The sequence below is a fragment of the Paracoccus shandongensis genome (assembly GCF_017315735.1).
Lineage (GTDB): Bacteria > Pseudomonadota > Alphaproteobacteria > Rhodobacterales > Rhodobacteraceae > Paracoccus > Paracoccus shandongensis.
This window is the reverse complement of sequence record NZ_JAFLRK010000023.1, coordinates 18,164-44,208: the sequence shown is the minus strand read 5'-3', so window position 1 is coordinate 44,208 and position 26,045 is coordinate 18,164. Positions and strand designations below refer to the sequence as shown.

At 67.9% G+C, this 26,045-nt stretch carries 24 protein-coding genes; 11 read left to right on the top strand and 13 right to left on the bottom strand.

The annotated features are described in order from the left end of the window. Window position 1 precedes the first annotated feature (1 nt). From lexA to JX613_RS13740, 9 genes are all read right to left on the bottom strand, one after another. Window positions 2–703, bottom strand: coding sequence for a transcriptional repressor LexA (lexA, locus tag JX613_RS13780; RefSeq protein ID WP_207102051.1), 702 nt, complete (start codon window positions 701–703; stop codon window positions 2–4). 101 nt (window positions 704–804) lie between these two features. Next, complete coding sequence (locus tag JX613_RS13775) at window positions 805–1,983, bottom strand: molybdopterin-binding protein (protein ID WP_207102041.1); 1,179 nt, start codon at window positions 1,981–1,983, stop codon at window positions 805–807. Continuing rightward, the gene (gene moaC / locus JX613_RS13770) at window positions 1,980–2,453 is read right to left on the bottom strand and encodes a cyclic pyranopterin monophosphate synthase MoaC (protein WP_207102040.1); all 474 of its coding nucleotides are present in this window, start codon (window positions 2,451–2,453) and stop codon (window positions 1,980–1,982) included. Before moaC ends, JX613_RS13775 begins: the two co-directional genes overlap by 4 nt. Next, a complete protein-coding gene (gene trpC / locus JX613_RS13765) occupies window positions 2,450–3,241 on the bottom strand; it encodes an indole-3-glycerol phosphate synthase TrpC (RefSeq protein ID WP_207102039.1) in 792 nt (263 codons plus the stop codon). The genes moaC and trpC overlap by 4 nt, the downstream gene beginning before the upstream one ends. A 9-nt stretch (window positions 3,242–3,250) precedes the next feature. Beyond that, complete coding sequence (locus JX613_RS13760) at window positions 3,251–4,186, bottom strand: carbohydrate kinase family protein (protein WP_207102038.1); 936 nt, start codon at window positions 4,184–4,186, stop codon at window positions 3,251–3,253. A gap of 12 nt (window positions 4,187–4,198) precedes the next feature. After that, window positions 4,199–5,458 carry a TFIIB-type zinc ribbon-containing protein gene (locus JX613_RS13755; RefSeq protein WP_207102037.1) on the bottom strand — a complete coding sequence of 420 codons (1,260 nt, stop codon included), beginning with the start codon at window positions 5,456–5,458 and terminating at the stop codon, window positions 4,199–4,201. A gap of 3 nt (window positions 5,459–5,461) precedes the next feature. Further along, a complete protein-coding gene (locus tag JX613_RS13750; protein ID WP_207102036.1) occupies window positions 5,462–6,577 on the bottom strand; it encodes an SPFH domain-containing protein in 1,116 nt (371 codons plus the stop codon). Window positions 6,578–6,642: 65 nt separating this feature from the next. Next, window positions 6,643–7,665, bottom strand: a complete 1,023-nt coding sequence (locus JX613_RS13745) for a DUF2927 domain-containing protein (RefSeq protein WP_207102035.1) — start codon at window positions 7,663–7,665, stop codon at window positions 6,643–6,645. After that, window positions 7,662–8,852, bottom strand: coding sequence for a toxic anion resistance protein (locus JX613_RS13740; protein WP_207102034.1), 1,191 nt, complete (start codon window positions 8,850–8,852; stop codon window positions 7,662–7,664). Before JX613_RS13740 ends, JX613_RS13745 begins: the two co-directional genes overlap by 4 nt. A gap of 350 nt (window positions 8,853–9,202) precedes the next feature. Between JX613_RS13740 and JX613_RS13735 the strand changes: the two genes are divergently transcribed. Further along, a complete protein-coding gene (locus tag JX613_RS13735) occupies window positions 9,203–9,880 on the top strand; it encodes a sugar transferase (protein ID WP_207102033.1) in 678 nt (225 codons plus the stop codon). On the opposite strand, the gene JX613_RS13730 is transcribed toward JX613_RS13735, so the two are convergent. Continuing rightward, the gene (locus JX613_RS13730; RefSeq protein ID WP_207102032.1) at window positions 9,881–10,630 is read right to left on the bottom strand and encodes a WecB/TagA/CpsF family glycosyltransferase; all 750 of its coding nucleotides are present in this window, start codon (window positions 10,628–10,630) and stop codon (window positions 9,881–9,883) included. Between the two features lie 69 nt (window positions 10,631–10,699). Continuing rightward, window positions 10,700–11,026: a DUF1330 domain-containing protein gene (locus JX613_RS13725; protein WP_207102031.1), complete on the bottom strand. Its 327-nt coding sequence runs from the start codon at window positions 11,024–11,026 to the stop codon at window positions 10,700–10,702. A 189-nt stretch (window positions 11,027–11,215) separates the two neighbouring features. Between JX613_RS13725 and JX613_RS13720 the strand changes: the two genes are divergently transcribed. The 10 genes from JX613_RS13720 to JX613_RS13675 all read left to right on the top strand — a co-directional run bounded on the left by JX613_RS13720 (window position 11,216) and on the right by JX613_RS13675 (window position 24,324). Further along, window positions 11,216–12,418, top strand: coding sequence for an efflux RND transporter periplasmic adaptor subunit (locus JX613_RS13720; RefSeq protein WP_207102030.1), 1,203 nt, complete (start codon window positions 11,216–11,218; stop codon window positions 12,416–12,418). Window positions 12,419–12,447: 29 nt separating this feature from the next. Further along, complete coding sequence (locus JX613_RS13715; protein ID WP_207102029.1) at window positions 12,448–15,573, top strand: efflux RND transporter permease subunit; 3,126 nt, start codon at window positions 12,448–12,450, stop codon at window positions 15,571–15,573. Then, complete coding sequence (locus tag JX613_RS13710; RefSeq protein ID WP_207102028.1) at window positions 15,570–16,457, top strand: LysR family transcriptional regulator; 888 nt, start codon at window positions 15,570–15,572, stop codon at window positions 16,455–16,457. The genes JX613_RS13715 and JX613_RS13710 overlap by 4 nt, the downstream gene beginning before the upstream one ends. Before the next feature lie 87 nt (window positions 16,458–16,544). After that, window positions 16,545–17,021 carry a formate dehydrogenase subunit gamma gene (locus JX613_RS13705; protein WP_207102050.1) on the top strand — a complete coding sequence of 159 codons (477 nt, stop codon included), beginning with the start codon at window positions 16,545–16,547 and terminating at the stop codon, window positions 17,019–17,021. Then, window positions 17,018–18,535, top strand: a complete 1,518-nt coding sequence (locus tag JX613_RS13700; protein WP_207102027.1) for a formate dehydrogenase beta subunit — start codon at window positions 17,018–17,020, stop codon at window positions 18,533–18,535. Before JX613_RS13705 ends, JX613_RS13700 begins: the two co-directional genes overlap by 4 nt. Continuing rightward, window positions 18,532–21,438 (top strand): formate dehydrogenase subunit alpha, encoded by a 2,907-nt coding sequence (fdhF, locus tag JX613_RS13695; protein WP_207102026.1) that lies wholly within the window; start codon window positions 18,532–18,534, stop codon window positions 21,436–21,438. The genes JX613_RS13700 and fdhF overlap by 4 nt, the downstream gene beginning before the upstream one ends. Before the next feature lie 3 nt (window positions 21,439–21,441). Further along, entirely contained in the window at window positions 21,442–22,266 is an 825-nt protein-coding gene (fdhD, locus tag JX613_RS13690; RefSeq protein ID WP_207102025.1) for a formate dehydrogenase accessory sulfurtransferase FdhD, read from the top strand. Further along, on the top strand, window positions 22,256–22,456 hold the full coding sequence (locus JX613_RS13685; protein WP_207102024.1) for a formate dehydrogenase subunit delta: 201 nt from the start codon (window positions 22,256–22,258) through the stop codon (window positions 22,454–22,456). Before fdhD ends, JX613_RS13685 begins: the two co-directional genes overlap by 11 nt. Window positions 22,457–22,570: 114 nt before the next feature. Then, window positions 22,571–23,479 carry a diacylglycerol/lipid kinase family protein gene (locus JX613_RS13680; protein WP_336512306.1) on the top strand — a complete coding sequence of 303 codons (909 nt, stop codon included), beginning with the start codon at window positions 22,571–22,573 and terminating at the stop codon, window positions 23,477–23,479. Next, window positions 23,476–24,324 (top strand): metallophosphoesterase, encoded by an 849-nt coding sequence (locus JX613_RS13675; RefSeq protein ID WP_207102022.1) that lies wholly within the window; start codon window positions 23,476–23,478, stop codon window positions 24,322–24,324. The genes JX613_RS13680 and JX613_RS13675 overlap by 4 nt, the downstream gene beginning before the upstream one ends. On the opposite strand, the gene modC is transcribed toward JX613_RS13675, so the two are convergent. Next, window positions 24,264–25,352 (bottom strand): molybdenum ABC transporter ATP-binding protein, encoded by a 1,089-nt coding sequence (gene modC, locus JX613_RS13670; RefSeq protein ID WP_207102049.1) that lies wholly within the window; start codon window positions 25,350–25,352, stop codon window positions 24,264–24,266. The two genes, JX613_RS13675 and modC, sit on opposite strands and share 61 nt — an antisense overlap. Further along, window positions 25,349–26,044 (bottom strand): molybdate ABC transporter permease subunit, encoded by a 696-nt coding sequence (modB, locus tag JX613_RS13665; RefSeq protein ID WP_237168570.1) that lies wholly within the window; start codon window positions 26,042–26,044, stop codon window positions 25,349–25,351. The genes modC and modB overlap by 4 nt, the downstream gene beginning before the upstream one ends. Window position 26,045 lies beyond the last annotated feature (1 nt).

Genomic DNA, 26,045 nt, shown 5'->3' with positions numbered 1-26,045 from the left:
CTTAATAGCTGCGGATCAGCCCGACCAGCCGCCCCTGGATGCGGACGCTTTCCTCGGGCAGGATGCGCGTCTCATAGGCGGGGTTTGCGGCCTCAAGCGCGATCATGCCGCCACGGCGGCGATACCGCTTCAACGTCGCCTCGTGCCCTTCGACCAGCGCCACGATGATGTCGCCGTTATCCGCCGTGTCCTGTTCGCGGATCACCACCACATCGCCGTCGTTGATTCCCGCCTCGATCATCGAGTCGCCCTGCACTTCCAGCGCATAGTGATGCTCGCGCCCGCTGAGCATGGTGCCCGGCACCGCGACATGATGCGATACCTCGGAAATTGCCTCGATCGGCACACCGGCGGCGATGCGGCCCATCAGCGGCAGATCGACCGCCGGGCTGTCCGCAATCGCGATGGCGCCGCGCGGGCGCGGGGGCCGGGTGTTCGCAATGACGCGCGGGCTAAAGCCAGGCTTCGTTTCCGCCGCCGCGACCAGGGCGTCGGGCAGGCGCACGATTTCCAAGGCGCGGGCGCGATGCGGAAGCCTGCGGATGAAGCCGCGTTCTTCCAGCGCGGTGACAAGGCGATGGATGCCCGATTTGGACCGCAGATCCAAGGCTTCCTTCATCTCGTCGAAGGAGGGCGGAACCCCGTCGCGCGCCATGCGCTTTTGAATGAAATCCAGCAACTGGATTTGCTTCTTGGTCAGCATTCCGTCGATCCCCGGCATCTTCTTGTTCCGTATCTGTTCTATCGCAAAAGCAGAATCGCGTCAACGAACAGAACAGGGGAAACTGAAAACTTCGTTAATCCTCAGCCACGAAGGGACAGAAAGTTCACGATGTCTCCAGCACGGCGGGCCGGATCGTTCGGCGGACGCACCAGCAGGGCGTCGGCTTGGGCCATCAGCGACAGCCGCGCCGAATCCTGGCTGGGGAATGGGCGGATCAGCGGCAGATCCTCGCCATCCTCCAGGGTCGCGCGCAGATAGTGCTGCCGATCGCCCTCTGCCCGCATCTCGACGGCAAGCCTTGCCTTGGCCAGCCGGTGGGCGGGCCGCAGCCCCTGCATGGCGGCGATGAGAGGTTGCACGAACAAGATTCCGCAAACCATTGTGGAAACGGGATTTCCAGGCAGTCCCAGCATCGGCATGGCGCCAAGGCGGCCGGCCATCAGCGGCTTGCCCGGCCGCATCGCGATCTTGTAGAAGGCGCGTTGCAGGCCAAGATCCGTTGCGACCTTGCCGACCAGATCGTGATCGCCAACCGATGCGCCGCCGATCGTGACCAGCAGATCGGCGCTTGCCGCAGAGGCAAAGCCCGCGCGCAGGCTGTCTTCGGTGTCGCGGGTGATCGGCAAGATCATCGGCTCGCCGCCCGCATCCCGAACCAAGGCCGCGATGCCAAGGTCATTGGAACTGACGATCTGGCCCGGCAGGGGCTGCGTTCCGGGGGCCACCAACTCGTCCCCGCCCGCCAGGATCGCGACCCGGGGGCGTTTGGCCACGGTCACGGCCGGAATGTTCATCGCGGCGAGCAGGCCGATGTCGGATGCGGTCAGCCTGCGGGCCGGGGCAAAGCACTCGCCTTGCTGAAAGTCGTCGCCCGCCTTGCGGATATTGGTGCCGCTGGAGCGATCCGTGATCCGCACCCGGTCCCCCTCGCGGACCACATGTTCCTGCATGACGACACGGTCGTAGCCCGGCGGCACCGCTGCGCCGGTGAAGATGCGAACGGCGGTCCCGGGCGTCGCTTGTCCGTCCCAGGGGCGGCCTGCCGCGGCCTCTCCGACGACCGTCAGGGGTTGATCCATCTCCGCCGTCCGAACGGCATAGCCGTCCATGGCCGAAGCGTCGAAGGGCGGCTGCGTGATGCGGGACAGGGCAGGCTCCGCCAGGACGCGGCCCAAGGCATCGCCGATCGGGATCAGCTCGCTTGCGACGGGATGCGCAAGTCCCAGAACCTGTTCCAGCGCCTCTTGAACCGAAATCACGGGTTTGCCTCGTAATCCCCTGACTTGCCGCCGCTTTTCCGGACAAGCCTGATATCCTGCAGGACCATCGACTTTTCGGCGGCCTTCAGCATGTCGTAGATCGTCAGGCAGGCGACCGAGACGGCGGTCAGCGCTTCCATCTCGACCCCGGTCCGGCCAGTCGTGCGGACGGTTGCGGTGACGCGGATGCCGGGCAGGGCTGCGTCGGGTTCAAGGTCCAGCGAGACCTTGCTGATCGGCAGCGGGTGGCAGAGCGGGATCAGGTCCGCCGTCCGCTTGGCCGCCATGATCCCCGCCAGACGCGCGACGCCAAGAACGTCGCCCTTCTTCGCGCCGCCTTGCGCCAGCGCCAGCGTTTCCGCCGTCATGACGACGCAGCCCTGCGCCACCGCTTCCCGGGCCGTCACCGCCTTGTCCGAGACATCGACCATATGGGCCTGGCCGGAGGCATCGAAATGGGTCAGGCTCATGCCGCCACGCCCAGGATCTGGCGGGTGGCGGCGGTCACATCGGCCTGCCGCATGAGGCTTTCGCCGATCAGGAAGCGGCGGGCGCCCAGTTGCATCATCGCGGCCAGGTCGTCGGCGGTGAACAGCCCGCTTTCGCAAACAATGTCCCGATCCGCCGGAATGCGCGGCGCAAGGTCGCGCGTCACATCAAGAGACAACTCGAAGGTCTTGAGATTGCGATTGTTTATTCCCATCAGGGATGATTTCAGGCGCAGCGCCCGGTCCAGTTCGGCGGCATCGTGGATCTCGATCAGCGCATCCATGCCCCAGTGAAGGGCTGCGTCCTCCAGCTCCGCCGCAAGGACGTCATCGACCGAGGCCATGATGATCAGGATGCAGTCCGCGCCCCAGGCTCGCGCCTCGGCCACCTGGTAAGGGTCGTAAAGGAAATCCTTGCGCAGGACCGGCAGGGAACAGGCCTCGCGCGCGGCGGTCAGAAAACCCGGCGCACCTTGAAAGCTGGGCGCGTCGGTCAGGACCGACAGGCAGGCCGCCCCGCCGGCCTCATAGGCGCGCGCCAGGGCGGGCGGATCGAAGTCCGGCCGGATCAGGCCTTTGGAAGGGCTGGCTTTCTTGATCTCGGCGATGAGCGCCGCGCCGGTTGCGGCCTTTTGCGTCAATGCCTGCGCAAAGCCGCGCGGGGCCGGGGCGGCGCGGGCGGCGGCCTCGACATCGGCCAGGGGACGCGCGGCCTTGGCGGCGGCGATCTCGTCCAGCTTGTAGGCCTTGATCTTGTCCAGAATGTCCATGCGCTGGTTCTAGCCCCCTGTGCGTTCATCGGAAAGGGCGGTCATCTCGTGCGCCCAGGGCGGGTTAGCGCCGGGACGCGAGACGGTGATGGCGGCGGCCTGTGCGCCAAGCGTCAGGGCGGCGGCGATCTGGTCGGCGGTGATCGCGGCCAGTCCTGCCTTCGACAGCACGCCCTGGCGGCGCAGGCTGGCAAGGACGCCCGCGTTGAAGGTGTCGCCCGCGCCGATGGTGTCGGCGACGGTGGTGCGGATGGCGGGGGCCGCGACGGTCTCGCCCGCCCAATGCGCCCGCGCGCCCGCAGCGCCGCCCGTTTGCAGCACCAGACGCGGCCCCTGGGCCAGCACCCGGCGGGCCGCAGCCTCGGGCGGCAGGTCGGGATACAGCCATTCCAGGTCGTCGCCCGACAGCTTGACGATATCGGCCCGCGCGATCAGCCGGGACAGTCGGGCGCGATAGGCATCAGGGTCGGTGATGAAGAAGGGCCGGATGTTCGGATCCAGCATGACCGGCAGCCGGTCGCCGTCGCGTTCGACGAGCAATTCGATGGCCGCGCCGCAGGGGTCGGGAACCAAGCTGATGCCGCCCGCGAACAGCGCCTCGATCCCGCCTGGCAGGGCGGGCAGGTCGGCGGGCGACAGCATCCGCCCGGCCGAACCTTCGTCGTAAAAGGAATAGCGCGCCTCGCCCCCGGTCAGCGTCACCAGGGCCAGCGTCGTCAGCCGGTCGGTCCGGGGGCAGAGGTCGGTGTTCACGCCGGCATCAGTCAGGGGGCGCAGCAGAACCTCGCCGAAGGGGTCGCGGCTGATGGGCCACAGATAGGCCGTGGGCTCGCCCAGGCGGCCAAGCGCGATGGCGGTGTTATAGACCGATCCGCCCGCCAGGGGACGGAACGCTCCATCGTCCGGCACCATGTCGATCAGCGATTCGCCCGCGCACAGGATCATCGATCCCCCCTCTCAATAGCCCTGGATGACGATATCCTGACCCTGCACCACGGCGTCCAGGTCGATATAGCCCCCCGCATCGGCCAGATACAGGAAAGCCGCTAGCGCAACCAGAGCGGCGATCACCGCAGCGGCGATTTTCCAGACCGACCAGGGCCGTTCGCCCACGACGCGGCCCGACTGGCCGTTGACCACGAAGCGATAGCTTTTGCCGTTATAGCGATAGGCGGCCGTCCAGACCGGCAGAAGGATGTGCTTGAAGGTTTCGTCCCGGTAATCGGTGTTGATCCGGTCCACCCGCTGTTCGTCGCCGCCGATGTCGCGGCGGGCGTCGTTCAGGATCACGCCCGCCATCTCGGCCCGGGCCATCTTGTGGCCGTCGGCCAGCGGGATCGTATAGGCCTCGGCCTCCAGCCCCGCCAGATAGTCGGGGCGATAGGTCCGCAGATGCGCCAGATCCCAGGGCGTCAGCCCGTCCGAGAACTTGCGCGGCAGCGAGGCCGAAGCCAGCACCAGCACGTCGTTGAAGGCCCGCGCGACCTGGCCCGCGGCGGGCCGCCAGCGCGTGCGGCGGACCTGGCGCGGAACCTGCTGGCTGCGGCCGTTGACCTGCTGGGTGACATAAACGGTTTCGTAATAGTAATCCCCGCGCTGCCCCACGTAATGCGACCGCGTGCGCGCGTCGAAGGTCCAGAAGGGCGAGTAGATGCCCCGCATCCTGCGCCCCCGCCGGGCATAGGCAGTCAGGCCCGAGGGCGCGAACCACAGGTTGCCCAGCCAGTCCTCCATCGCCTTGTGGGCCTGATCCTCGGTCACGCGGAAGGGCAGCACGCCCTGCGGCTTGATCTTGCGGCTGGTGCCGGTGTCGGTGACGACGGGTGTGGCGCAAAAGGGGCAGGCGCTGGCATGGCTGGCCTCGCCCATCTCGATCTGCGCGCCGCAGTTCGGGCAGGAGAGCAGCCGGACAGTTTCCGCCAGGTCGGACCCGCTGTCCAGCCGCAGGCCCCGGTCCAGCGGGATTTCCACCAGGTCGGGCGACTTGTGGCCCGCGTCCCATTGCAGCGCGCGGCCGGTTTCGGGGTCGGCCAGGATCGCGTCCTCGCCCTCGGATCCGCCCTGGGGCTGGCGCGCCGGGGCGCGGGCGGGGCCGTCGCCGATGGCCTGCTGGTGACCACACCAGTCGCAGACCAGCATCCGCTGGCCCGGGTGAAAGCGGAGGCTTGCCCCGCAGCGTTCGCAGGGATAGCGGTGTTCGGCCTGTGGCGTGGGCATGGATCAGCCGGGCAGGGGCGGCGGTATGGCGGGGAAGATCGGGGCAAGGTCCGCGACCTCGCCCGCCTTGCGCCAGCCGTCCTGGCCGGGCGTCCAGACCAGCGTGTCGCGCATCACGCGCCCCTCGGTCGCCAGGCGTTGCAGTTGCGCGCGGTCAAAGGGGCCCTCTGCCGCACCGTTCAGGGCCACATGCCATTGTGCATCCGCCTGCGGCGGCACGGGCGGCGGGGTCGCGGCCCCGGCCTGCGGGATGCTGCCCCAGGGCCCCGAGACGGGACGGGCGGCCATGCCCGCGCCAAGCGCCGCGCCCATGGCGGCCCCCATGCCCGCGCCTGCCGCGCCAGGGTTCTGGCTGGCATTCACCATCGCCTCGCCTGCCGCATACTGGCCGAAGCGGTCCAGGTCGCCCAGGATCCCCATGGAGGTGCGCTTGTCCAGCATCTTCTCGACATCCTGGGGCAAGCTGATGTTTTCGATATAGAATTCCGGGATCGAGATGCCATAGGCGGCAATCGTCGGCTCGATCGCCTGGGCGACCAGCTTGCCCAGGTCGCCGGTATTGGCCGCCATGTCCAGAACCGGGATGCCGGACCCGGCGATCACGCGGGAAAACTCCTGCACGATCACGTTGCGGATCTGGAAGGCGATCTCGTCCCGGGTGAATTCGCCATCCGTGCCCACGATTTCCGTCATGAAGCGGGCGGGGTCGGTCACGCGCATGGAATAGGTGCCGAAGGCGCGCAGGCGCACGGGGCCGAATTCCGGGTCGCGCGCCATGATCGGGTTGCGCGTGCCCCATTTCAGGTCGTTGAAGCGGGTCGTGTTGACGAAATAAATCTCGGACTTGAAGGGGCTGCGGAAGCCGTGGTCCCAATGCTGAAGCCGGGTCAGGACCGGCAGGTTGTTCGTCTCCAGCATATACAGGCCGGGGCCGAAGGTGTCGGCCAGTTGCCCTTCATGCACGAAGACGGCGGCCTGGCCTTCGCGGACGGTCAGCTTGGCGCCGTACTTGATGGCGTTGCCGACGGTGGGATAACGCCAGACCATCGTGTCGCGGGTGTCGTCGGTCCATTCGATGACCTCGATGAACTCGCCGCCCAGAATGTCGAAGATCGCCATGTTCGCCTCCTCGGGGATGCCTGGTCCATGTTAGGGGGCCGGGAAGGCCCCGCGCAAGATGGCTGTCAGATGTCCTGGCCCAGCAACTCGGTCGCGATCTGCCTGACGACCGGCTCGGCCTCGGCCCGCGTCATGCCGGGGCGCAGGCGCGGGTCATAAAGGATCCGCAGCAGCAGTTCGTCGTGCCGGGTCAGCAGGGCGAATTCCTCGTCGTCGTTGAAGATCGAGGGGCGGGCGTCGGGGCTGTCATTGGCCAGGCCCATGCCCTGCGCCAGTTCCTCGTGGATGCAGGAACTTTGCAGAAGCGGCGGAAGCTCGGCCCGGATCAGGGCGACGGCGTTGGAATAGACGGGCGCGGCGCCGCGCGAATAGGCAAAGACCGTGCAGAAGTTGTCCGCGTCCAGATCCTGCATGACGGCGATGTCCTGCGCGGGGATGCCCGGCACAAGCTGCGCCAGGCGTGGGCCGATGGCGCGGCGTTCGTCGTCGGACAGGACCATCACGATGAAGTTGCCGCCGCTGTCGGTCAGGGACACGCGGTGGCCCGTCGCCTCGGCCAGGCGGGCGGCGAACTGGCTGACCTCGACCCGCCAGGCGCGGCGCGTCGCCACGTCCGAGGTGGTGCCGAACTCGATCTGGAAGCGCACCGGATCCTGCCAGCGACGCAGGGGCGCAGGCGCGCCGCCGTTGCCCGCCTGGATGCCGCCCTGGCCGTATTCGTCGCGCAGGGCGACGGCGATGAAGTTGCGGGTCAGCGTCTCGGCGTCGATGGGGGCGTCCAGCGGCACGCGGTCGCGCCGCAGGCGGCCCTGAGCGCGCAGGGATTGTTCGGCGCGGGAATAGAAATCGCGCTGCGCGGTGCTGGCGGCGCTGGCCTTGACCAGGGCCTCGGCGGCGGCGGCATTGGCGGCGCGGTTGCGTTCGGCGCGCGCCTTGCGCAACGCCTCTTGCGAAGGGCCGGGATCGGGGCGGATGGTGGGCGGCGCGTCGGCAACCGGCGGCGAGGGTTCGGGGGCCCCGCAGCCGGCCACGGCCAGAAGCCCCAGCAGGGGCAGCAGGCGCCAAGCCCTGACCCGAGGCAGCGTCATTGCCGCAACGGCGTCCCCGGCGCCGACCGTCCGTCCTGGCGCTGCGCGGTCGCGCGGGCCAGTGTGTCGCGAAGCTCGGCCTCCATCTTGGTCAGCTCGCTTTCGGCGGCGCTGCGGCGCGCGCGGCCTTCGTCGGCGATGCGCAGGCTGTCCTCGATGGTGGCGATCAGTTGCGCGTTGGCGGCCTTGACGGCGTTGATGTCGAATACGCCGCGTTCGGTTTGCGTGCGGATCTGGACATTGGCCTGGCGCAGGTTGTCGGCGTTGCGGGTCAGCAGGTCGTTGGTCAGGTCGCTGGCCTCCTTGACGGCGCGCGCGGCCTCGGCGCTGCGCTGGATCGTCACCGCCTGGGCCAGCTGCGTTTCCCACAAGGGCACGGTGTTCACCAGGGTCGAGTTGATCTTGGTCACCAGCGACTTGTCGTTTTCCTGCACCAGCCGGATCGAGGGCAGGGACTGCATCGTCACCTGCCGCGTCAGCTTCAGGTCGTGGACGCGCCGTTCCAGGTCATCGCGCACCGCCCGCAGGTCGCGCAGGGCCTGCGCCTGCATCACCTGCTCTTCCTCGGGGGCGGCCTTCATGCGGGCTTCCAGGTCGGGGATCGCCTTGCCGTCCAGTTCCGCCAGCTTCTCCTCGCCCGCGGCGATATAAAGCGCCAGTTCGTCATAGAAGGTCAGCGTGTGGTCATAGAGCAGGTCCAGCGACTTGATGTCCTTGAGCAGCGTTTGTTCGTGCCGTTCCAGTTCCACCGTGATGCGGTCGATCTGGGTCTGGACCTGTTCGTAGTTCGCCACGAACTTGGCGAAGGGCGCGGACCGGCCCAGCAGCTTTTCCCACCAGCTGCGCGTCCGGCGCATGTCCAGTTCGCTGGTGGAAAAGCCCCGGATGGTGGTGACGATGCTGCGCAGGCTTTCGCCCGCCGGGCCCACGTCCTTGCTTTTGACATCGGCCAGCATCTTCTGGCTGATCTCCTGCAGGCCCGCCTGGGCGCGGGTGCCGAAGCGCACGATGGATCCGGTGTCGCCCAGGTCGATCTCGTCCATGCGGCGGCGGATCTCGGCGGCAAGCTGGGGATCGGCGGGGCGGGTGGACAGGGGGTCGGCCCTGGGCTCGGGCAGGGGGGCCCGGGTCAGATCCTCGATCTGGGCGCGGAAGTCTTCGGCGCGGCGGCGGGTCTCGTCGGTCATGATATTCGGTTTCCTTATCCGTCGTGCAGCAGGCCTGTTGCACCGCAGAATAGGCGGAAACGGGCGCAGTTCAACCAAGTGCCGGGGGAAAGTCCCCGGCCCGTGGCCCGGTTCCCGTCAAGCGGGACGTGACAAGCCAGAATCAACGCCTTGTCCCGATGTGCCGCGCAGGGATCACGCACGGTTTTCGGGCTGTCTGCACAGACAAACTGTACAAATTGACAAGTGTTTAACCATTTGAATCGAACTTTAACGAATAGTAACCCGTTAAGGGGTCTGGTATCTTCGGCGTGTTGCTGGTGATCGCCCTTCTTTTTCGGGGCATGTTCTTTTGTGATGTGCAGGTAAAGATGTTCCTTGAATCCCGTTCGATCGTTCTGGCCGATGTCGCTGCCGCCCCTTCCCTTGAGAAACCGCGTCCCTGGCTGTATCGCAGCCTGATCAAGCGCCCGCTGGACATCCTGGCGGTTCTGCTGGCCTCGCCCGTGGTGGTGCCGCTGATCCTGCTTCTGGCGCTTGTCGTGATGGCGGACGGCAAGAACCCCTTTTACGCGCAAAGGCGGATCGGGCGCGACGGCCGGATCTTCCGCATGTGGAAGCTGCGCAGCATGGTCCATGACGCAGAAGGGCGGCTGGAGGCTTATCTGGCGGAAAACCCCGAAGCGCGGCTGGAATGGAACGCAAGGCAGAAGCTGCGCGACGATCCCAGGGTGACGCGCTTTGGCCGGGTGCTGCGCGCAAGCTCGATGGACGAGCTGCCGCAGTTGTGGAACGTCCTGACCGGCGAGATGAGCCTGGTCGGCCCGCGCCCCATGATGCCGGACCAGCAGGCGATGTATGGGGGCGACGGCTATTACCGCCTGCGTCCCGGCATTACCGGCTTCTGGCAGACCGCCGGGCGCAACCGGACCACCTTTGCCGACCGGGCCTTGTATGACGACCGCTATGAACGCAGCCTGTCCTTTGGCAGCGACCTGCGGATCCTGCTGCGGACCGTGGCGGTGGTGGTGGGCCGGACCGGCTGCTGATCAGCGCCGCTGCCTCAGGGCCGCCACGGCCTCGGACGGCAGGATGGCGGCGCAGCGGGCATAGCGGGGCACCAGCCGCCGGGGCGCCGACAGCATCCGCCACGCCCATTCCATCGCGATGCGCCTGACCCATTCGGGCGCGCGCGTCTGGTTCCCGGCCAGGAAGTCCAGCCCCGCGCCGACTGAGGCAAAGCCCACCGCAGGCGCCTCGGCCCGGCCCCGCGCCGCCAACCGTTCCTGCCGGGGCGCGCCAAGGGCCAGGAAGCACAGCCTTGCACCGCTGTCCCGGACCCGGTGCAGCAGATCGCGCGCCGCATCGCCGTCGGGGTCGAAGCCCATCGGCGGGGCGATCCGCAGGACGATCCGGCAGCCGGGCGCGCGGCGTTCGATTTCTTCCGCCGCCGCAGCAAGCGCGGCCTCGGTCGTACCGACCAGGGCGATGCCCACGCCCTGGGCCGCCGCAAGATCCGCCAGGGGGATCACCAGATCGGACCCCGGCACCAGTCCCACCGGGCGGCGGGCCAGGCGCGACAGCCAGACGATGGGATTGCCATCCGCCACCACCAGATCCTGGGCGGCATAGGCCTCGCGGAAGGCGCGGTCCCCCCGCAGCTTGACCAGGTGATCCAGGTTCAGCGTCGCCAGCGCGAACCCCTCGCCCGCGCGCAGGCGGCGCGTCACCTCGGCCAGCAGCGCGGGCCGGTCGGGCATGTTCACCCGGATCAGGGCCGGGCCATAGGCAAAATCCATCGCGTGTTCCGAACCAAGTCGCCGCCCCCGTTCCTTGCACCTTTATGCCGGGCGCGGCAATGCGATGCCTCAACCTTTCGGCAGATAGGGGATGGCCCCCGCCAGGTCGGTGTCGTCGATCAGGTGGAAATTGCTGACGCTGCCCGCCTTGCGCGCCTTGCCAAAGGGGGCGTATTCGGGATCGGCCGCAAAGGCGCGCGCGGCCTCCTTGGACGGGAACTCGATCAGCGCGACAAGGGTGCCGCCCAGGGGCGTGCCCTCCAGCGTGTCGATATTGCCGGACCGCGACAGATAGCGGCCGCCATGCCGGGCCGCGATCTCGTGGACGCGGGCGGCGTAGTCGGGCACCCAGGCATCGTCCGTGACCTTCACATCCGCGATCAGATAGGCTGGCATCGGTTTCCCCCTTGTTGCCCTGTCCCTGCCCACAGTGCCTTGTGCCGGTTCGTCAGGCAAGCGCCGGAAATCGCAACGGACCCGTTGTCCTTGCCGCCGCTTGACGATAGCGTGAGCGGCGGCGACGGACTGCCCTTGCGAACGGGCGGGCGCCAGCATCGGTTATTTATCCCAGACGGTATGGACAGCATGGCGACGCTGACACGAATCCTTGTTCTTGCCGGCATGGTCGCGGCAGCGGCCCCGCATGGCCTTTCCGCCCAGGCCCCGGGCGGAGAGATGCCGCCCCCTGCCGTGACGGTCGTCACCCTGAAGGCCGAGGACGTGACCCTGACCGCCAGCCTGCCGGGCCGCGTCGTGGCCTCGGCCGAGGCGGAATTGCGCCCCCAGGTCGGCGGCCTGATCGTCGAGCGTTTGTTCGACGAGGGCAGCCGCGTGGCCGAGGGCGATCCCCTGTATCGCATCGACCCCCGCACCTATGAAGCCGCCGTGGCGCAGGCCCAGGCGGCGCTGGCCCAGGCCCAGGCCCAGGCCGACGCCGCCCGGCGAGAGGCCGAGCGCGTCGTGACCCTGCGCGACCGGCGCGTGGCCAGCGAGCAGACCCAGGACAGCGCCATCGCCGCCCGCGACGCCGCCGAGGCCGCCGTCAAGGCGGCGCAGGCGCAGGTTCTGGCGGCCCAGATCGACCTGGACCGGACCACCATCACCGCGCCCATCGACGGCGTGATCGGCCTGGCGCAGGTCAGCGCCGGTGCCCTGGTCACGGCGGGGCAGGCGACGCCCCTGGCCGTGATCCGGCGCATCGACCCGGTCCGCGTGGACGTGACCCAGTCCGCGGCCGAGATCATCCGCTGGCAACGCCTTGGCTCCGAGGCCGCGCTGCCCCAGGGCACCGACCGCACCGTGACGCTGCGGCTTCCCGACGGCAGCACCTATGAACACACCGGATCCATGACCGCAGCCGAGCCGCATGTCGATGAGACGACCGGCGTCATCACCCTGCGGATGGAATTCGCCAATCCCGACGGCTTCCTGCTGCCGGGCATGTTCGTTCTGGCCGACATCCCGCAGGGCCAGTTGAAGGACGCGATCCTCGCCCCGCAGGAAGGCGTCAGCCGCGACCGGCGCGGGCGTCCCGTGGCGATGGTCGTGAACGACCAGAACGTGGTCGAGGAACGCACGCTGGAAATCGCCCAGGATCGCGGCGCCCGGTGGGTGGTGACGGACGGGCTTGCGCCGGGCGACCGCGTGGTCGTGGCGGGATTGCAGCGGATCGGACCGGGCGCCACCGTGGTGCCGCAGGAACGCGGCGCGGAAGCCGCCGCCCCTGCCGAAGCACAAGCCGCCCCCGCCGGACAAGGCGAAGACACCGCAGACGCGTCGGGCAACTGACGGTCCAGACAAGCAAGGCGTGACAGATCATGGCCCGTTTCTTCATCGACCGTCCGGTATTCGCCTGGGTCATCTCGATCATCATCATGGGCATCGGCATCCTGTCGATCCTGTCGCTGCCGATTGCGCAATACCCGCAGATCGCACCGCCCTCGGTCACGGTCCGCGCGACCTATCCCGGCGCCTCGGCCGAGACGATCTCGAACACCGTGACCCAGGTGATCGAACAGCAGATGACGGGCCTTGACGGGCTGCGCTATATCTCGTCGGGCTCGTCGTCCGCCGGCGCGTCCGAAACGACGCTGACGTTTGAAACCGGGACCGACGTGGACATCGCCCAGGTCCAGGTCCAGAACAAGCTGTCGCAGGCCACGCCGCTTTTGCCTGAACCCGTGCAGCGCCAGGGCGTCGTGGTCGAGAAATCGACGGCGGGCTTCCTGATGGTGATCGGCCTGATCGGCAACGACAGTTATGACCAGACGGATCTGTCGGACTACATGTTCTCGAACCTGGTGGACGACCTGTCCCGGGTCGAGGGCGTGGGCAGCGTGCAGGTCTTCGGATCGCCCTATGCCATGCGCATCTGGCTGGACCCCGACAAGCTGGCGGCTTATGAAATCGCGCCCTCGGACGTGGTGGCGGCCGTGTCGGCGCAGAACACGCAGATTTCCGCCGGAGCCTTCGGCGACCTGCCCACGGTCGAAGGCCAGCAGTTGAACGCCACCGTCACCGCGCAGTCGCTGTTGTCCACGCCCGAGGATTTCCGCCAGATCGTCCTGCGGGCCGAGGAGAACGGCGGCCTGGTCCTGCTGCGCGACGTGGCGCGGGTGGAAATCGGCGCGGAAAGCTATGCGACCGAGGCGACCTATAACGGGCGGCCCGCCGCCGGGATGGCGCTGTCGCTGGCGCCAGGGGCGAACGCGCTGGACACCGCCGAACGCGTCAAGGCGCGGATGGTCGAGTTCGCCGAGTTCTTCCCCGAGGGCGTGGAATACGTCATCCCCTTCGACACCTCGCCCTTCGTGGAAATCTCCATCGAGGAAGTCGTCAAGACGCTGATCGAGGCCATCGTGCTGGTCTTCATCGTCATGTATGTCTTCCTGCAGAACTGGCGAGCGACGCTGATCCCGACGCTGGCCGTGCCTATCGTCCTGCTGGGCACCTTCGGCATCATGGCGGCCTTCGGCTTTTCCATCAACACGCTGACCATGCTGGCCATGGTGCTGGCCATCGGCCTTCTGGTGGACGACGCCATCGTGGTGGTGGAAAACGTCGAACGGATCATGGAGGAGGAGGGGCTTGAGCCGCGCGAAGCCACCCGCAAATCCATGGGCCAGATCACCGGCGCGCTGATCGGCATCGCGCTGGTGCTGTCGGCGGTCTTCGTGCCGATGGCCTTCTTCGGCGGCTCGACCGGGGTGATCTATCAACAGTTCGCCATCACCATCGTCTCGGCCATGGCCTTGTCGGTGCTGGTCGCGCTGACGCTGACGCCTGCGCTGTGCGCCACGCTGCTGCGGTCCAAGGACCATCACACGAAGCGCGGGCTGTTCGGCTGGTTCAACCGCAACTTCGACCGCACCACGGACGGCTATACCGGCGCGGTGGGCTGGATCGTGCGCCGTCCCTTGCGCGTGCTGCTGATCTATGCGGCGCTTGGCGCGGCGATGGTGCTGCTGTTCCTGCGCACGCCCGAAGGGTTCCTGCCGGACGAGGATCAGGGCATCATGTTCGTGCTGATCCAGGGGCCGACCGGGGCCACGGCGGAACGGACGGCGGCGGTGATCGACCAGGTGCAGGACTACTTCCTGAACCAGGAAAAGGACTCGGTCGATTCGATGTTCGGCGTGGTGGGCTTCAGCTTCGCGGGGCAGGGGCAGAACGTCGGCATGGCCTTCGTGCGCATGAAGGACTGGAAGGACCGCCCCGACCCCGCGCAATCGGTCCAGGCGGTCGCGGGCCGGGCCTTCGGCGCGCTCAGCGGCATCCAGGACGCGATGGTCTTTCCCATCGTGCCCCCTTCGGTGATCGAGCTTGGCAACGTCTCGGGCTTCGACTTCTACCTTCAGGCCCGCGGCGGGCAGAGCCACGAGGAATTGCTGGCCGCCCGCAACCAGTTCCTGGGCATGGCCTCGCAAAGCCAGGTAATCGCGCAGGTCCGCCCCTCGGGGCTGGAGGATGCGGCGCAGTTCAAGCTGAACATCGACTGGCGGCAGGCGGGGGCCATGGGGGTCACGGCGACCGATGTGGCGAACCTGCTGCAGATCGCCTGGACGGGCCGCTATGTGAACGACTTCGTGGACAGGGGCCGCATCAAGCGCGTCTATGTCCAGGGCGAGGCCACGTCGCGGTCCGCCCCCAGCGATTTCGACAAGTGGCGCGTCAGGAATGCCAGCGGCGGGCTGGTGCCGTTTTCCAACTTCTCGACTGGGGACTGGACCTTCGGGCCGCAGGGGCTGAACCGCTATAACGGGATCCCGGCCATGCAGATCCAGGGCGGCCCCGCCCCCGGCGTCAGCACCGGCGAGGCCATGGCCGAGGTTGAGCGGCTGGTCGCCCAGATGCCCGGTTTCGCCGTGGCCTGGACGGGCCTGTCGCTGGAAGAACAGGAATCGGGCGACCAGACGACGCTGCTTTACGCGCTGTCGCTGGCCGCCGTGTTCCTGTGCCTGGCCGCGCTTTACGAAAGCTGGTCGATCCCGCTGGCGGTGATCCTGGTCATGCCCATCGGCGTGCTGGGCGCGCTTGCGGGTGCATACCTGGGCGGCTTCGACAACGGCGTCTTCTTCCAGGTGGGCCTGCTGACCGTGATCGGGTTGACGGGCAAGAACGCCATCCTGATCGTGGAATTCGCCCGCGAACAGTCCGAACAGGGCATCCCGCTGTTCAAGGCCGTGGTCGAGGCCGCGCGCCAGCGGTTCCGACCGATCATCATGACCTCGATCGCCTTTACCCTGGGCGTGCTGCCGCTGGTCCTGTCCACCGGGGCGGGGGCCAATGGCCGAAACGCCATTGGCGCCACGGTGATCGGCGGGACCATGGCTTCGACGATCCTGGGGATCCTGTTCGCGCCCTTGTTCTTCGTGCTGATGGTCCGGCTTCTGGGCGGCCGCAGGAACCGCCTGGACGAGGCCGCGCCCGCCCCCGCCGAATGATCGACAAGCTGGAGATGTTCCTGGCCGTCGCCAAGGAACGCCACTTCGGCCGCGCCGCCGCCAGCCTGGGCATCACGCAGCCCACCCTGTCGGCGGGCATCAAGCAGCTTGAGGAACAGTTGGGCGTGCTGCTGGTCTTTCGCGGATCGCGCTTTGGCGGTCTGACGCCTGAAGGCCAGTCGGCGCTTGTCTGGGCGCGCCGCATCGTGGGCGACACCCGGCAGTTGAGGGAGGAGATGCGGGCGACCCGCCACGGCCTGTCGGGCCAGTTGCGCATCGCCGTGATCCCCACGGCGCTGACCTGGGCCGCCCGGATCAGCGCGCGCTTCGGGGCGGCCCATCCGAATGTCGGCATGACCATCCTGTCGCGCACCTCGGTCGAGATCCTGCAGATGATCGACGATCTGGACGTGGATGCGGGGATTTCCTATCTGGACAACGAACCCCTGGGCCGGGTCAGCACCGTCAGCCTTTACGACGAACGCTACATGCTGGTCTGCGGCGCGGACTCTCCGCTGGCCGGGCAGGACCGGATCGCCTGGTCGGATCTGGCGGGGCATCGGTTGTGCCTGCTGACCGGCGACATGCAGAACCGCCGCATCATCAACCGCAACCTGATCGAGGCGGGCGTGACCCCGCAGGCCACTGTCGAGTCCAGTTCCACCGTGGTTCTGGTGGCCCACGTGCTGGAAGGCGGCTGGATCACCATCCTGCCCGAAGACATCGCGGCTTTCCTGACCCAGGGCAAGCCGCTGCGGACCATTCCGCTGGACGGCGACGGCGCCAGCCATTCCGTGGGCCTTGTGGCACCCTGGCGCGAACCGCATACGCCGGTGCTGGAAGCCTTGCTGGCCGAGGCCCGGCGCATGGCGGTTGATAGATAAACCCTATCAACTGACGGAACAACGATATTGATTCTGGATTGCCCGCTTGCTTGGATGGCGGTCGAAAGACCGTCGAAAGGCCAGCCTATGCATTCCCATGCGCCAGCCCCGACCGAGGAGGAGATCCGGGGCGTCGTCGCACCGCTCGCTTCCCTGGAAGGGCCACTTCTGCCGATGCTGCACGCGCTGCAGGACACTTGGGGCTTTGTCCCTCAGGTCGCCGTGCCGGTCTTGGCGGATATCCTGAACCTGGGCCGGGCCGAGGTGCATGGCGTCATCAGCTTCTATCACGATTTCCGCGCCCATCCGGCGGGCCGCCACGTCCTGAAGATCTGCCGGGCCGAGGCCTGCCAGTCCATGGGCGCCAACGCCCTGGCCGAATCCACCCTGCAAAAGCTGGGGATCGGCTGGCACGGCACCACGCCCAACGGCGCGGTGACGGTTGAACCCGTCTATTGCCTTGGCATGTGCGCCTGCGCCCCCGCCGCCATGGTCGATGGCCGCGTCGTGGGCCGCGTCGATGACGCCCGCATGGACCGCATCCTGGCTGAGGTGGGCGCATGAGGATCTTCGTCCCCCTGGACAGCGCCGCCCGGGCGCTTGGCGCGGATGATGTCGCCGACGCGCTTGCGCGCGAGGCCAAGGCGCGCAGTCTGGATATCCATATCATCCGCAACGGCACGCGCGGCATGGTCTGGCTGGAACCCTTGGTCGAGATCGATACGCCCCAGGGCCGGATCGGTTACGGAAACGTGACCCCCGACCAGGTGCCGGCTCTGCTGGACGGCAAGCTGAACGGCCTTGGCCGGGTGGAGGACATCGACTGGTTCGCCCGCCAGACCCGGCTGACCTTTGCCCGTTGCGGGCTGATCGACCCGCTGGATCTGGACGATTACCAGGCTCATGGCGGCCTTGTCGGCCTGCGCCGCGCGCTGACCATGACCAAGGCGCAGATCGTGCAGGAGGTCATCGACAGCGGCCTTCGCGGACGCGGCGGGGCGGGCTTTCCGACCGGCATCAAGTGGAAGACCGTGGCCGAGGCCGAAGCGTCGCAGAAATACATCGTCTGCAACGCCGACGAGGGCGACAGCGGCACCTTCGCCGACCGCATGATCATCGAGGGCGATCCGTTCCAGTTGATCGAGGGCATGGTGATCGCGGGCCTCGGCGTGGGCGCCACGCGCGGCTATGTCTATCTGCGGTCCGAATACCCGGACGCCATTTCCATCCTCACCCAGGCGGTCCAGATTTCCCGCCAGCGGGGGCTGCTGGGTGCCGATGTTCTCGGGTCCGGCCGCGCCTTCGACATGGAGGTCCGCACCGGCGCGGGCGCCTATGTCTGCGGCGAGGAAACCAGCCTGCTGAACAGCCTGGAAGGCAAGCGCGGCACCGTGCGCGCCAAGCCGCCTCTGCCCGCGCTGCAAGGCTTCCTGGGCCAGCCCACCGTCGTGAACAACGTGATCTCGCTGACCACCATTCCGGTGATCTTTGAACGCGGCGCGCAGCATTACGCCGATTTCGGCCTGGGCCGTTCGCGCGGCACCGTGACCTTGCAGATCGCCGGAAACGTCAAGCGCGGCGGGCTGTTCGAGACCGCCTTCGGCCTGACCCTGGGCGAGGTCGTGAACGACATCGGCGGCGGCACGGCCAGCGGGCGTCCCGTCAAGGCGGTGCAGGTGGGCGGCCCCCTGGGCGCCTACATGCACATCGACCAGTTCCACACGCCGATGGGATACGAGGAATTCGACCAGAACGGCGGGCTGATCGGCCATGCCGGTGTGGTGGTCTTTGACGACAGCGTGGACATGCTGAAGATGGCGCGCTTCGCGATGGAGTTCTGCGCCGTCGAATCCTGCGGGAAATGCACGCCCTGCCGGATCGGCGCGGTGCGCGGGGTGGAAACGATCGACCGCATCGCCCAGGGCGACCCGGCGGCGATCCCGCTGCTGACCGACCTGTGCGAGACGATGAAGGACGGATCGCTTTGCGCGCTTGGCGGCTTCACGCCCTTCCCGGTCATGTCCGCGCTCAGAAACTTCCCCGACGATTTCGCCACCTTTAGGGAGGCAGCCGAATGAGAGACTTCATCATCCCCCAATACCCCCCGGGCGACGACCGTGACATGGGCACGCCTGCCAAGGCCGGTCTGCCGGTCACGCTGACCGTGGACGGGATCGACATCACCGTGCCGGAGGGCACCTCCGTCATGCGCGCCGCCGCCGAGGCCGGGATCATGGTCCCGAAGCTGTGCGCCAGCGACAACATGGAGGCTTTCGGATCCTGCCGCCTCTGCGTGGTGGAGATCGAGGGCCGCCGGGGCACGCCCGCGTCCTGCACGACGCCGGTGATGGAAGGCATGGTCGTCCACACCCAGTCCGACAAGCTGCGCCGGATGCGCAAGGGGGTGATGGAGCTTTACATCAGCGACCACCCGCTGGACTGCCTGACCTGCGCCGCCAATGGCGATTGCGAATTGCAGGACATGGCGGGTGCCGTGGGCCTGCGCGACGTGCGGTATAAGGCGCCCGAGGGGGCGACGCTGCTGAACCACTTCGCCCAACGCGACGGCGTGGGGGTGAATGCGCATTACACCCCCAAGGACGAAAGCAACCCCTATTTTACCTATGACCCGGCCAAGTGCATCGTCTGTTCCCGCTGCGTCCGCGCCTGCGAGGAGGTGCAGGGCACCTTCGCGCTGACCATCGAGGGCCGTGGCTTTGACAGCCGCGTCAAGGCGGGGGCCATCGGGGACGATTTCCTGTCCTCGGACTGCGTGTCCTGCGGCGCCTGCGTGCAGGCCTGCCCGACCGCGACCTTGCAGGAAAAGTCGGTGATCGAACTGGGCACGCCGCAGCGGTCGGTCATCACTACCTGCGCCTATTGCGGGGTGGGGTGCAGCTTCAAGGCGGAACTGAACGGCGACCAGCTTGTGCGCATGGTCCCCTACAAGCACGGCAAGGCCAACCGGGGCCATAGCTGCGTCAAGGGCCGCTTCGCCTATGGCTATGCCCAGCACAAGGACCGGATCCTGCGTCCGATGATCCGCGACACCATCGACCAGCCGTGGCGCGAGGTCGAATGGGCCGAGGCGCTGTCCTTTGCCGCGAACCGCCTGAAGGGCATCCAGGAAAAGTATGGCCGCAAGTCGGTGGGCGTCATCACCTCCAGCCGCTGCACCAACGAGGAAACCTATCTGGTGCAAAAGCTGACCCGCGCGGTCTTCGGCAACAACAACACCGACACCTGCGCCCGCGTCTGCCATTCGCCGACCGGATACGGTCTGGGCAAGACCTATGGCACATCGGCTGGCACGCAGGACTTTGACAGCGTGGAACAGGCCGACGTGGTGATGGTGATCGGCGCGAACCCGACCGACGGCCATCCGGTCTTTGCCAGCCGCCTGAAAAAGCGCCTGCGCCAGGGCGCCAAGCTGATCGTGGTCGATCCGCGCCGCACCGACATCGTGCGTTCGCCCCATATCCAAGCCGCCTATCACCTTCCGCTGAAACCCGGCACCAACGTGGCGGTTGTCACCGCCATGGCCCATGTCATCGTGACCGAGGGCCTGTTCGACGAGGACTTCATCCGCACCCGCTGCGATTGGGATGAGTTCCAGTTCTATGTCGATTTCGTCAGCGACCCGCGCCATGCGCCGGAAAACGTGGAGCTGCTGACCGGCGTTCCCGCCGCCGACCTGCGCGCGGCGGCCCGGCTTTATGCCACCGGCGGCAACGGCGCGATCTACTATGGCCTGGGCGTGACGGAACATTCGCAAGGGTCCACGACCGTGATCGGCATCGCCAACCTTGCCATGCTGACCGGCAATATCGGCCGCCCCGGCGTGGGCGTGAACCCGCTGCGGGGCCAGAACAACGTGCAGGGCAGTTGCGACATGGGCAGTTTCCCCCACGAACTGCCCGGCTATCGCCACGTCAAGCTGCCCGATGTCCGCGCCATCTTCGAGAAGGCCTGGGGCTGCGAGATCGACCCCGAGCCCGGCCTGCGCATCCCGAACATGCTGGACGCGGCGGTCGAGGGCACGTTCAAGGGCCTTTACTGCCAGGGCGAGGATATCCTGCAATCCGATCCCGACACCCACCATGTCGCGGCGGGCCTTGCGGCGATGGAATGCGTGATCGTCCACGACCTGTTCCTGAACGAGACGGCGAATTACGCCCATGTCTTCCTGCCGGGATCGTCCTTCCTGGAAAAGGACGGCACCTTCACCAATGCCGAACGCCGCATCAACCGTGTCCGCAAGGTGATGGCCCCCCGCAACGGCTATGAGGATTGGGAGGTCACGCAGCTTCTGGCGAACGCCATGGGCGCGAACTGGCACTATACCCATCCCAGCCAGATCATGGAGGAGATCGCGGCCACCACGCCCAGTTTCGCCGGCGTCACCTATGAGGTGCTGGAGGAGAAGGGCTCCGTCCAGTGGCCCTGCAACGAGACGGTGCCGGACGGCACCCCCTTGATGCATGTGGACGGCTTCGTCTCGGGCAAGGGGCATTTCATGGTCACGGAATATGTGGCGACCGACGAACGCACCGGCCCGCGCTTCCCGCTGCTGCTGACCACCGGGCGGATCCTGTCGCAATACAACGTGGGCGCCCAGACCCGGCGGACCGACAACGTCGTCTGGCACCCCGAGGACGTGCTGGAGATCAACCCCCACGATGCCGAGTTCCGGGGCATCAAGGACGGCGATTGGGTGCGGCTGGCATCCCGCGCGGGGGAAACCACGCTGCGGGCTGTGCTGACGGACCGGGTGGCGGCGGGGGTGGTCTATACGACCTTCCATCACCCCTCGACCCAGGCTAACGTGGTCACCACCGATTTTTCGGATTGGGCGACGAACTGCCCGGAATTCAAGGTGACGGCGGTACAGGTCAGCCCCTCGAACGGTCCTTCGGAATGGCAGGAAAGCTATGCTGAACAGGCCGAACGCTCGCGCCGGATCCTGACCGCAGCGGAGTAGACCATGGACTTGCCGCCGCCCTTCGGGGCCACGGACGCGACCCATCACCGCCCCGGAAGCCACGTCGCGGTGACGCGCGCGCTGCCCGAGGAAACGGCCATCGCCATGGTCTATGACGGCTCGACCCATGCCGTGATGATGGCGACCCCTGCCGACGTGCAGGACTTCGCGGTGGGTTTCTCGCTGACCGAAGGGATCGTGACCGGCCTGGACCAGATCGCCAGTTGCGACGTGCTGGCCCACCCCAAGGGCATCGAGGCGCAGATGTGGCTGGCCGAGGATCGCGGCGCGGCGCTTGCCGCCCGCCGCCGGTCGCTGGCCGGGCCGGTCGGCTGCGGCCTTTGCGGAATCGACAGCATCGAGGCTGCGGTACGGTCGCTGCCCAGCATTGCCGATGCAGGTCCGGTGCTGACGGTCCAGGAGATCGCGGCGGCCACCGACTCGCTGCGCAACTGGCAGCCCCTGCATGACCGCACGCGGGCCGTCCACGCGGCGGGCTTCCTGCTGCCGGGGCAGGGCGTCGTTCTGGCGAGAGAGGATGTGGGCCGCCACAATGCCCTGGACAAGCTGATCGGCGCCATGGCCCGGCAGGGGATCGACCCTGCCCAGGGCGCCATCGTCCTGACCAGCCGCGTGTCCACCGAGATGGTGCAGAAATGCGTCATGGCGGGCTGCGCCATCCTGATCGCGGTATCGGCCCCCACGCTGCACGCCCTGCGCCTGGCCGAGGGCGCGGGCCTGACCCTTGCCGCCTTCGCGCGGGGCGAGGGGTTCGACCTGTTCTGCCACCCCCAGCGGCTGCGCGCCGAGGTTTCCGATGTCGCCTGAAAAGATGGTCACCATGGCCAACCAGATCGCCACCTTCTTCGACACGCAGCCCGGCCATGCGCCCGACAAGATCGCCGCGCATCTGAAGGATTACTGGGAACCCCGGATGCGGGACCAGCTGAAATCCTATCTCCGGGCCGGGGGCACGGGCCTGCGCCCCTCGGTCCAGGAGGCCGTGCAGCGCCTTTGATCCGCCGCTTGTGAAACCCTCGGTGCTGCCCGGGTGTTGAGGGAAGAACATCACATCGGGGGACGGATGCGCGATACAGCCGATAAGGTGGACCTGTCCGCTTGCCGATTGTGCGTGATCGGCAATCTCGGGTCGGGCAAGAAGGATGGCCGGCAGCAGGCCCAGGCCATCCGCGACGCGCTGGAGGGCAAGGTCGCCGAGTTCGCCCTGCGCGAAACCGACCGGGGTGACCAGTTGTCCAGCCTTGCCCGCCAGGCGGTCGAGGATGGCTTCGACATCGTCGTGGCCCATGGGGGCGACGGAACGCAATCGGCGGTCGCGGGGGCCCTGACCGGGACGGAAACGGTGATGGGCGTGCTGCCGGGCGGCACCTTCAACTATTTCGCGCGCGACCTGGGCGTGGGCGAGACGGTCGAGGATGCGCTGGAAACGCTGCTGGACGCCCGGGTCAGGCGCGTCGATGTCGGGCAAATTGAGAACCTGGTCTTCCTGAACAATGTCAGCCTGGGCGCCTATCCCCATATCCTGAAGACGCGCGAGGGGATCTATGAACGCTGGGGCCGGTCGCGCCTTGCGGCCTATTGGTCGGTGCTTGTGGCGATGCGGCGGCTGCGCCATCCGATGCGGCTGACGGCCAGGGTCGATGGGCGGTCGCGGAACTTCACCACGGCCCTGGTCTTCGTCGCCCGCAGCGCCTATCAGCTGGAGGCCTTCGGGCTGGATGGCGCCGACGCGATCCGGGCGGGCAATTTCGCCGTTCTGATCGCCAAGGCGCGCCGCCCGCTGCCGCTGCTGCGGTCGGCCTTCCGGCTGGCCTTCGGGCTCAGCGCCAGGGACAGCGACTTCGACCTGATCATCACCGACAGCCTGACCATCGAAACCGGCAAGCGCCAGCAGCTGATCGCCCATGACGGCGAAAAGACCCGCATGGTCAGCCCTTTCGACCTGAAGGTCCGGCATGGCGCGCTGAAGGTGCTGGTCCCCGCCGACGGCAGCAGCAAGACCAAGGGCGCCGAGGCGTGACGCGGATCGTCCACCTGTCGGACCTGCATTTCGGCCTTCACCGCGCGGCGCTGACCGACGCCCTGCTGGATTGCGTCAACCGCGCCCGCGCCGATCTGGTGGTCGTGACGGGTGACGTGACGCATCGCGGGCGGCGGAACCAGTATGCCCAGGCGGCGGCCTTCCTGGCGCGGATCCAGGCGCCGCTGATGGCGGTGCCGGGCAACCATGACGTGCCGCTGTATAACCTGGCCGTCCGTTACCTGACGCCCTTCGCGGGCTATCGCCGCACGGTGGGGCCGGACCTGACGCCCACGCGGCAGGCGGGCGCGGTCCGGGTGCTGGGCATGAACAGCGTCGATCCCTTCGCCGTGCAGCGCGGCATCATCCGCGAGGGAGAGATCGGGCGCGTGATCGGCGGCCTCGACCCGCTGGCGATGAACATCGTGGCCCTGCATCATCCGCTGGAACACCTGGCCCAGGTGGACAAGGAACTGACCCGCCGCGCGCCCGAGGCCCTGGCCCGGCTGGAACGCGCGGGCGCGCAGATCGTGCTGTCGGGGCATCTGCATGTCTGGGCGACGGGGGCGATGCTGGACCAGACCGCGCATCCGGGCGTGCTGCAGATCCAGGCGGGCACGGCCTTGTGCGGGCGTCCGTCCGACCGGCAGAACGAATTCGCGGTCTTGCAGATCGACGGGACGTTGCTGACCATCGAACGCCATATCGCCCCCATGGACGAACCATCCTTCCGCCCGCCCGAATACGAATATTTTTCGCGCGAAAGCGGGATCTGGGTGGCCCATCAGCCGGCGGAAACGCCGATCGTGCCGGGGGCCACGGAAACCGCCTTCAGCACGGCATGAACCGGCAGGCCCGGTTCCAGGCGCAGGGCTGCGGCTGACCGCGCCGTGATCCGCGACAGGATCACCTGACCGCCCGCCTCCAGCCGCACCAGCACGCCGTCGCCGGTCGGGGTCAGGTCGCGCACCCGGGCGGGGATCACGTTCAGCGCGGAAATCCCTTGGGGCGGTGCGGTCGCGATCATCACGTCCTGCGCCAGGATGCGCAGGCGCAGCGCGGTTCCCACGGGCGCTGCGATCCGGGGCAGGAACAGCGGGCCAGAAGGCGTGGCAAGGCGCGTCAGGCCGTCCGCCTCCTGCGCCTCGACCCGGGCGGTCAGGAGGGCGCCGGTTTCTGACAGGCCCAGCAGCGGCGCCGTGGCGGGGTCGGACAGCATGGCAGCGACCGGCCCGGCTGTGGTGACGCGTCCCTTGTCCACCAGAACCACCGTGGTTGCCAGCCGCGCGACCTCGGCCGGGGAATGGCTGACATACAGGATCGGCAGTCCCACATGGTCGCGCAGGCGCTCCAGATAGGGCAGGATTTCATCCTTGCGCGCCTGGTCAAGGGCTGCCAGAGGCTCGTCCATCAGCAGCATCCGGGGATGCGACAGGATCGCCCGGCCAAGCGCGACCCGCTGCCGTTCGCCCCCCGACAGCGCGGCGGGGCGGCGGGGCAGCAGGGGGCCGATGCCCAGCATCTCGACCACGCGCGGCAGGTCGGACGGACGGCCGCGCCCGGTGAACCAGTGGCCATAGAGCAGGTTCTGCCGCACGGTCAGGTGCGGGAAAAGCCGCGCCTCCTGGAAGACATAGCCGATGCCGCGCCGGTGCGGCGGCAGGAAGATGCCCCGCGCGCTGTCGGTCAGCACGGTGTCCCCGACCGTCACGCGCCCCGATTGCGGGCGCAGCAGGCCTGCGACGGCGTTCACGATGGTGGTCTTGCCCGATCCCGATTGTCCGAACAGCGCGGTCAGCCCGGCGGGCGCCTCGAAAGCGGCGTCCAGCGTGAAGCCGGGGAAGGCATGGCGCAGGGCGACGGACAGCATCACGCCCCCCGGATGCGGCGGGCGATCATGCACGACAGTCCCTCCGACAAAAACAGCGCACCCATGGCGATGACGATGGCGATGACGACCAGCCGGGCGGCGGCAGCCTCGCCCCCCGGCACCTGCAGGAAGGCATAGATGGCCGAGGGCAGGGTCTGCGTCTGGCCGGGGATGTTCGACACGAAGGTGATCGTCGCGCCGAATTCGCCCATGGCCTTGGCGAAGGCCAGGATCGCCCCCGCGAGGATGCCGGGCAGGATCAGCGGCAGGGTTACGGTCAGGAACACCCAGGGGGCCGGCGCGCCCAGGGTCGATGCCGCCTGTTCCAGCTTGGGGTCCACCGCCTCGATGGACAGGCGGATGGCGCGGACCATCAGCGGAAAGGCCATCACGGCGGCGGCCAGCGCCGCGCCGGTCCAGCGGAAGGCGAAAACGATGCCCACCTGGTCCAGCCATTGCCCCACCCAACCGCGCCGCCCGAAGGCCAGCAGCAGCAGATAGCCCGTGACGACCGGCGGCAGCACCAGCGGCAGATGCACCAGCCCGTTCAACAGCCCATGCCCCGGAAAGCGCCAGCGCGCCAGGGCATGGGCGACGAAGACGCCCAGCGGCAGGCTGGCCGCCACCGCCCACAGCGAGACCTTCAGCGACAGGCGGACGGCCTGCCAGGCGTCAGGGGTCAGCCAGTCGGCCAAG

Excerpts from the sequence above, each read along its gene's own strand:
- JX613_RS13760 (WP_207102038.1), bottom strand. The coding sequence starts at position 4,186 with ATGATCCTGTGCGCGGGCGAATCGCTGATCGACATGGTGCCGGACGAT.
- lexA (WP_207102051.1), bottom strand. The coding sequence starts at position 703 with ATGCTGACCAAGAAGCAAATCCAGTTGCTGGATTTCATTCAAAAGCGC.
- JX613_RS13735 (WP_207102033.1), top strand. The coding sequence starts at position 9,203 with ATGTTCCTTGAATCCCGTTCGATCGTTCTGGCCGATGTCGCTGCCGCC.
- JX613_RS13725 (WP_207102031.1), bottom strand. The coding sequence starts at position 11,026 with ATGCCAGCCTATCTGATCGCGGATGTGAAGGTCACGGACGATGCCTGG.
- JX613_RS13730 (WP_207102032.1), bottom strand. The coding sequence starts at position 10,630 with ATGGATTTTGCCTATGGCCCGGCCCTGATCCGGGTGAACATGCCCGAC.
- moaC (WP_207102040.1), bottom strand. The coding sequence starts at position 2,453 with ATGAGCCTGACCCATTTCGATGCCTCCGGCCAGGCCCATATGGTCGAT.
- fdhF (WP_207102026.1), top strand. The coding sequence starts at position 18,532 with ATGAGAGACTTCATCATCCCCCAATACCCCCCGGGCGACGACCGTGAC.
- JX613_RS13745 (WP_207102035.1), bottom strand. The coding sequence starts at position 7,665 with ATGACGCTGCCTCGGGTCAGGGCTTGGCGCCTGCTGCCCCTGCTGGGG.
- JX613_RS13685 (WP_207102024.1), top strand. The coding sequence starts at position 22,256 with ATGTCGCCTGAAAAGATGGTCACCATGGCCAACCAGATCGCCACCTTC.
- JX613_RS13710 (WP_207102028.1), top strand. The coding sequence starts at position 15,570 with ATGATCGACAAGCTGGAGATGTTCCTGGCCGTCGCCAAGGAACGCCAC.
- JX613_RS13755 (WP_207102037.1), bottom strand. The coding sequence starts at position 5,458 with ATGCCCACGCCACAGGCCGAACACCGCTATCCCTGCGAACGCTGCGGG.
- JX613_RS13750 (WP_207102036.1), bottom strand. The coding sequence starts at position 6,577 with ATGGCGATCTTCGACATTCTGGGCGGCGAGTTCATCGAGGTCATCGAA.
- trpC (WP_207102039.1), bottom strand. The coding sequence starts at position 3,241 with ATGGACATTCTGGACAAGATCAAGGCCTACAAGCTGGACGAGATCGCC.
- JX613_RS13705 (WP_207102050.1), top strand. The coding sequence starts at position 16,545 with ATGCATTCCCATGCGCCAGCCCCGACCGAGGAGGAGATCCGGGGCGTC.
- JX613_RS13715 (WP_207102029.1), top strand. The coding sequence starts at position 12,448 with ATGGCCCGTTTCTTCATCGACCGTCCGGTATTCGCCTGGGTCATCTCG.
- JX613_RS13720 (WP_207102030.1), top strand. The coding sequence starts at position 11,216 with ATGGCGACGCTGACACGAATCCTTGTTCTTGCCGGCATGGTCGCGGCA.
- JX613_RS13740 (WP_207102034.1), bottom strand. The coding sequence starts at position 8,852 with ATGACCGACGAGACCCGCCGCCGCGCCGAAGACTTCCGCGCCCAGATC.
- JX613_RS13700 (WP_207102027.1), top strand. The coding sequence starts at position 17,018 with ATGAGGATCTTCGTCCCCCTGGACAGCGCCGCCCGGGCGCTTGGCGCG.
- fdhD (WP_207102025.1), top strand. The coding sequence starts at position 21,442 with ATGGACTTGCCGCCGCCCTTCGGGGCCACGGACGCGACCCATCACCGC.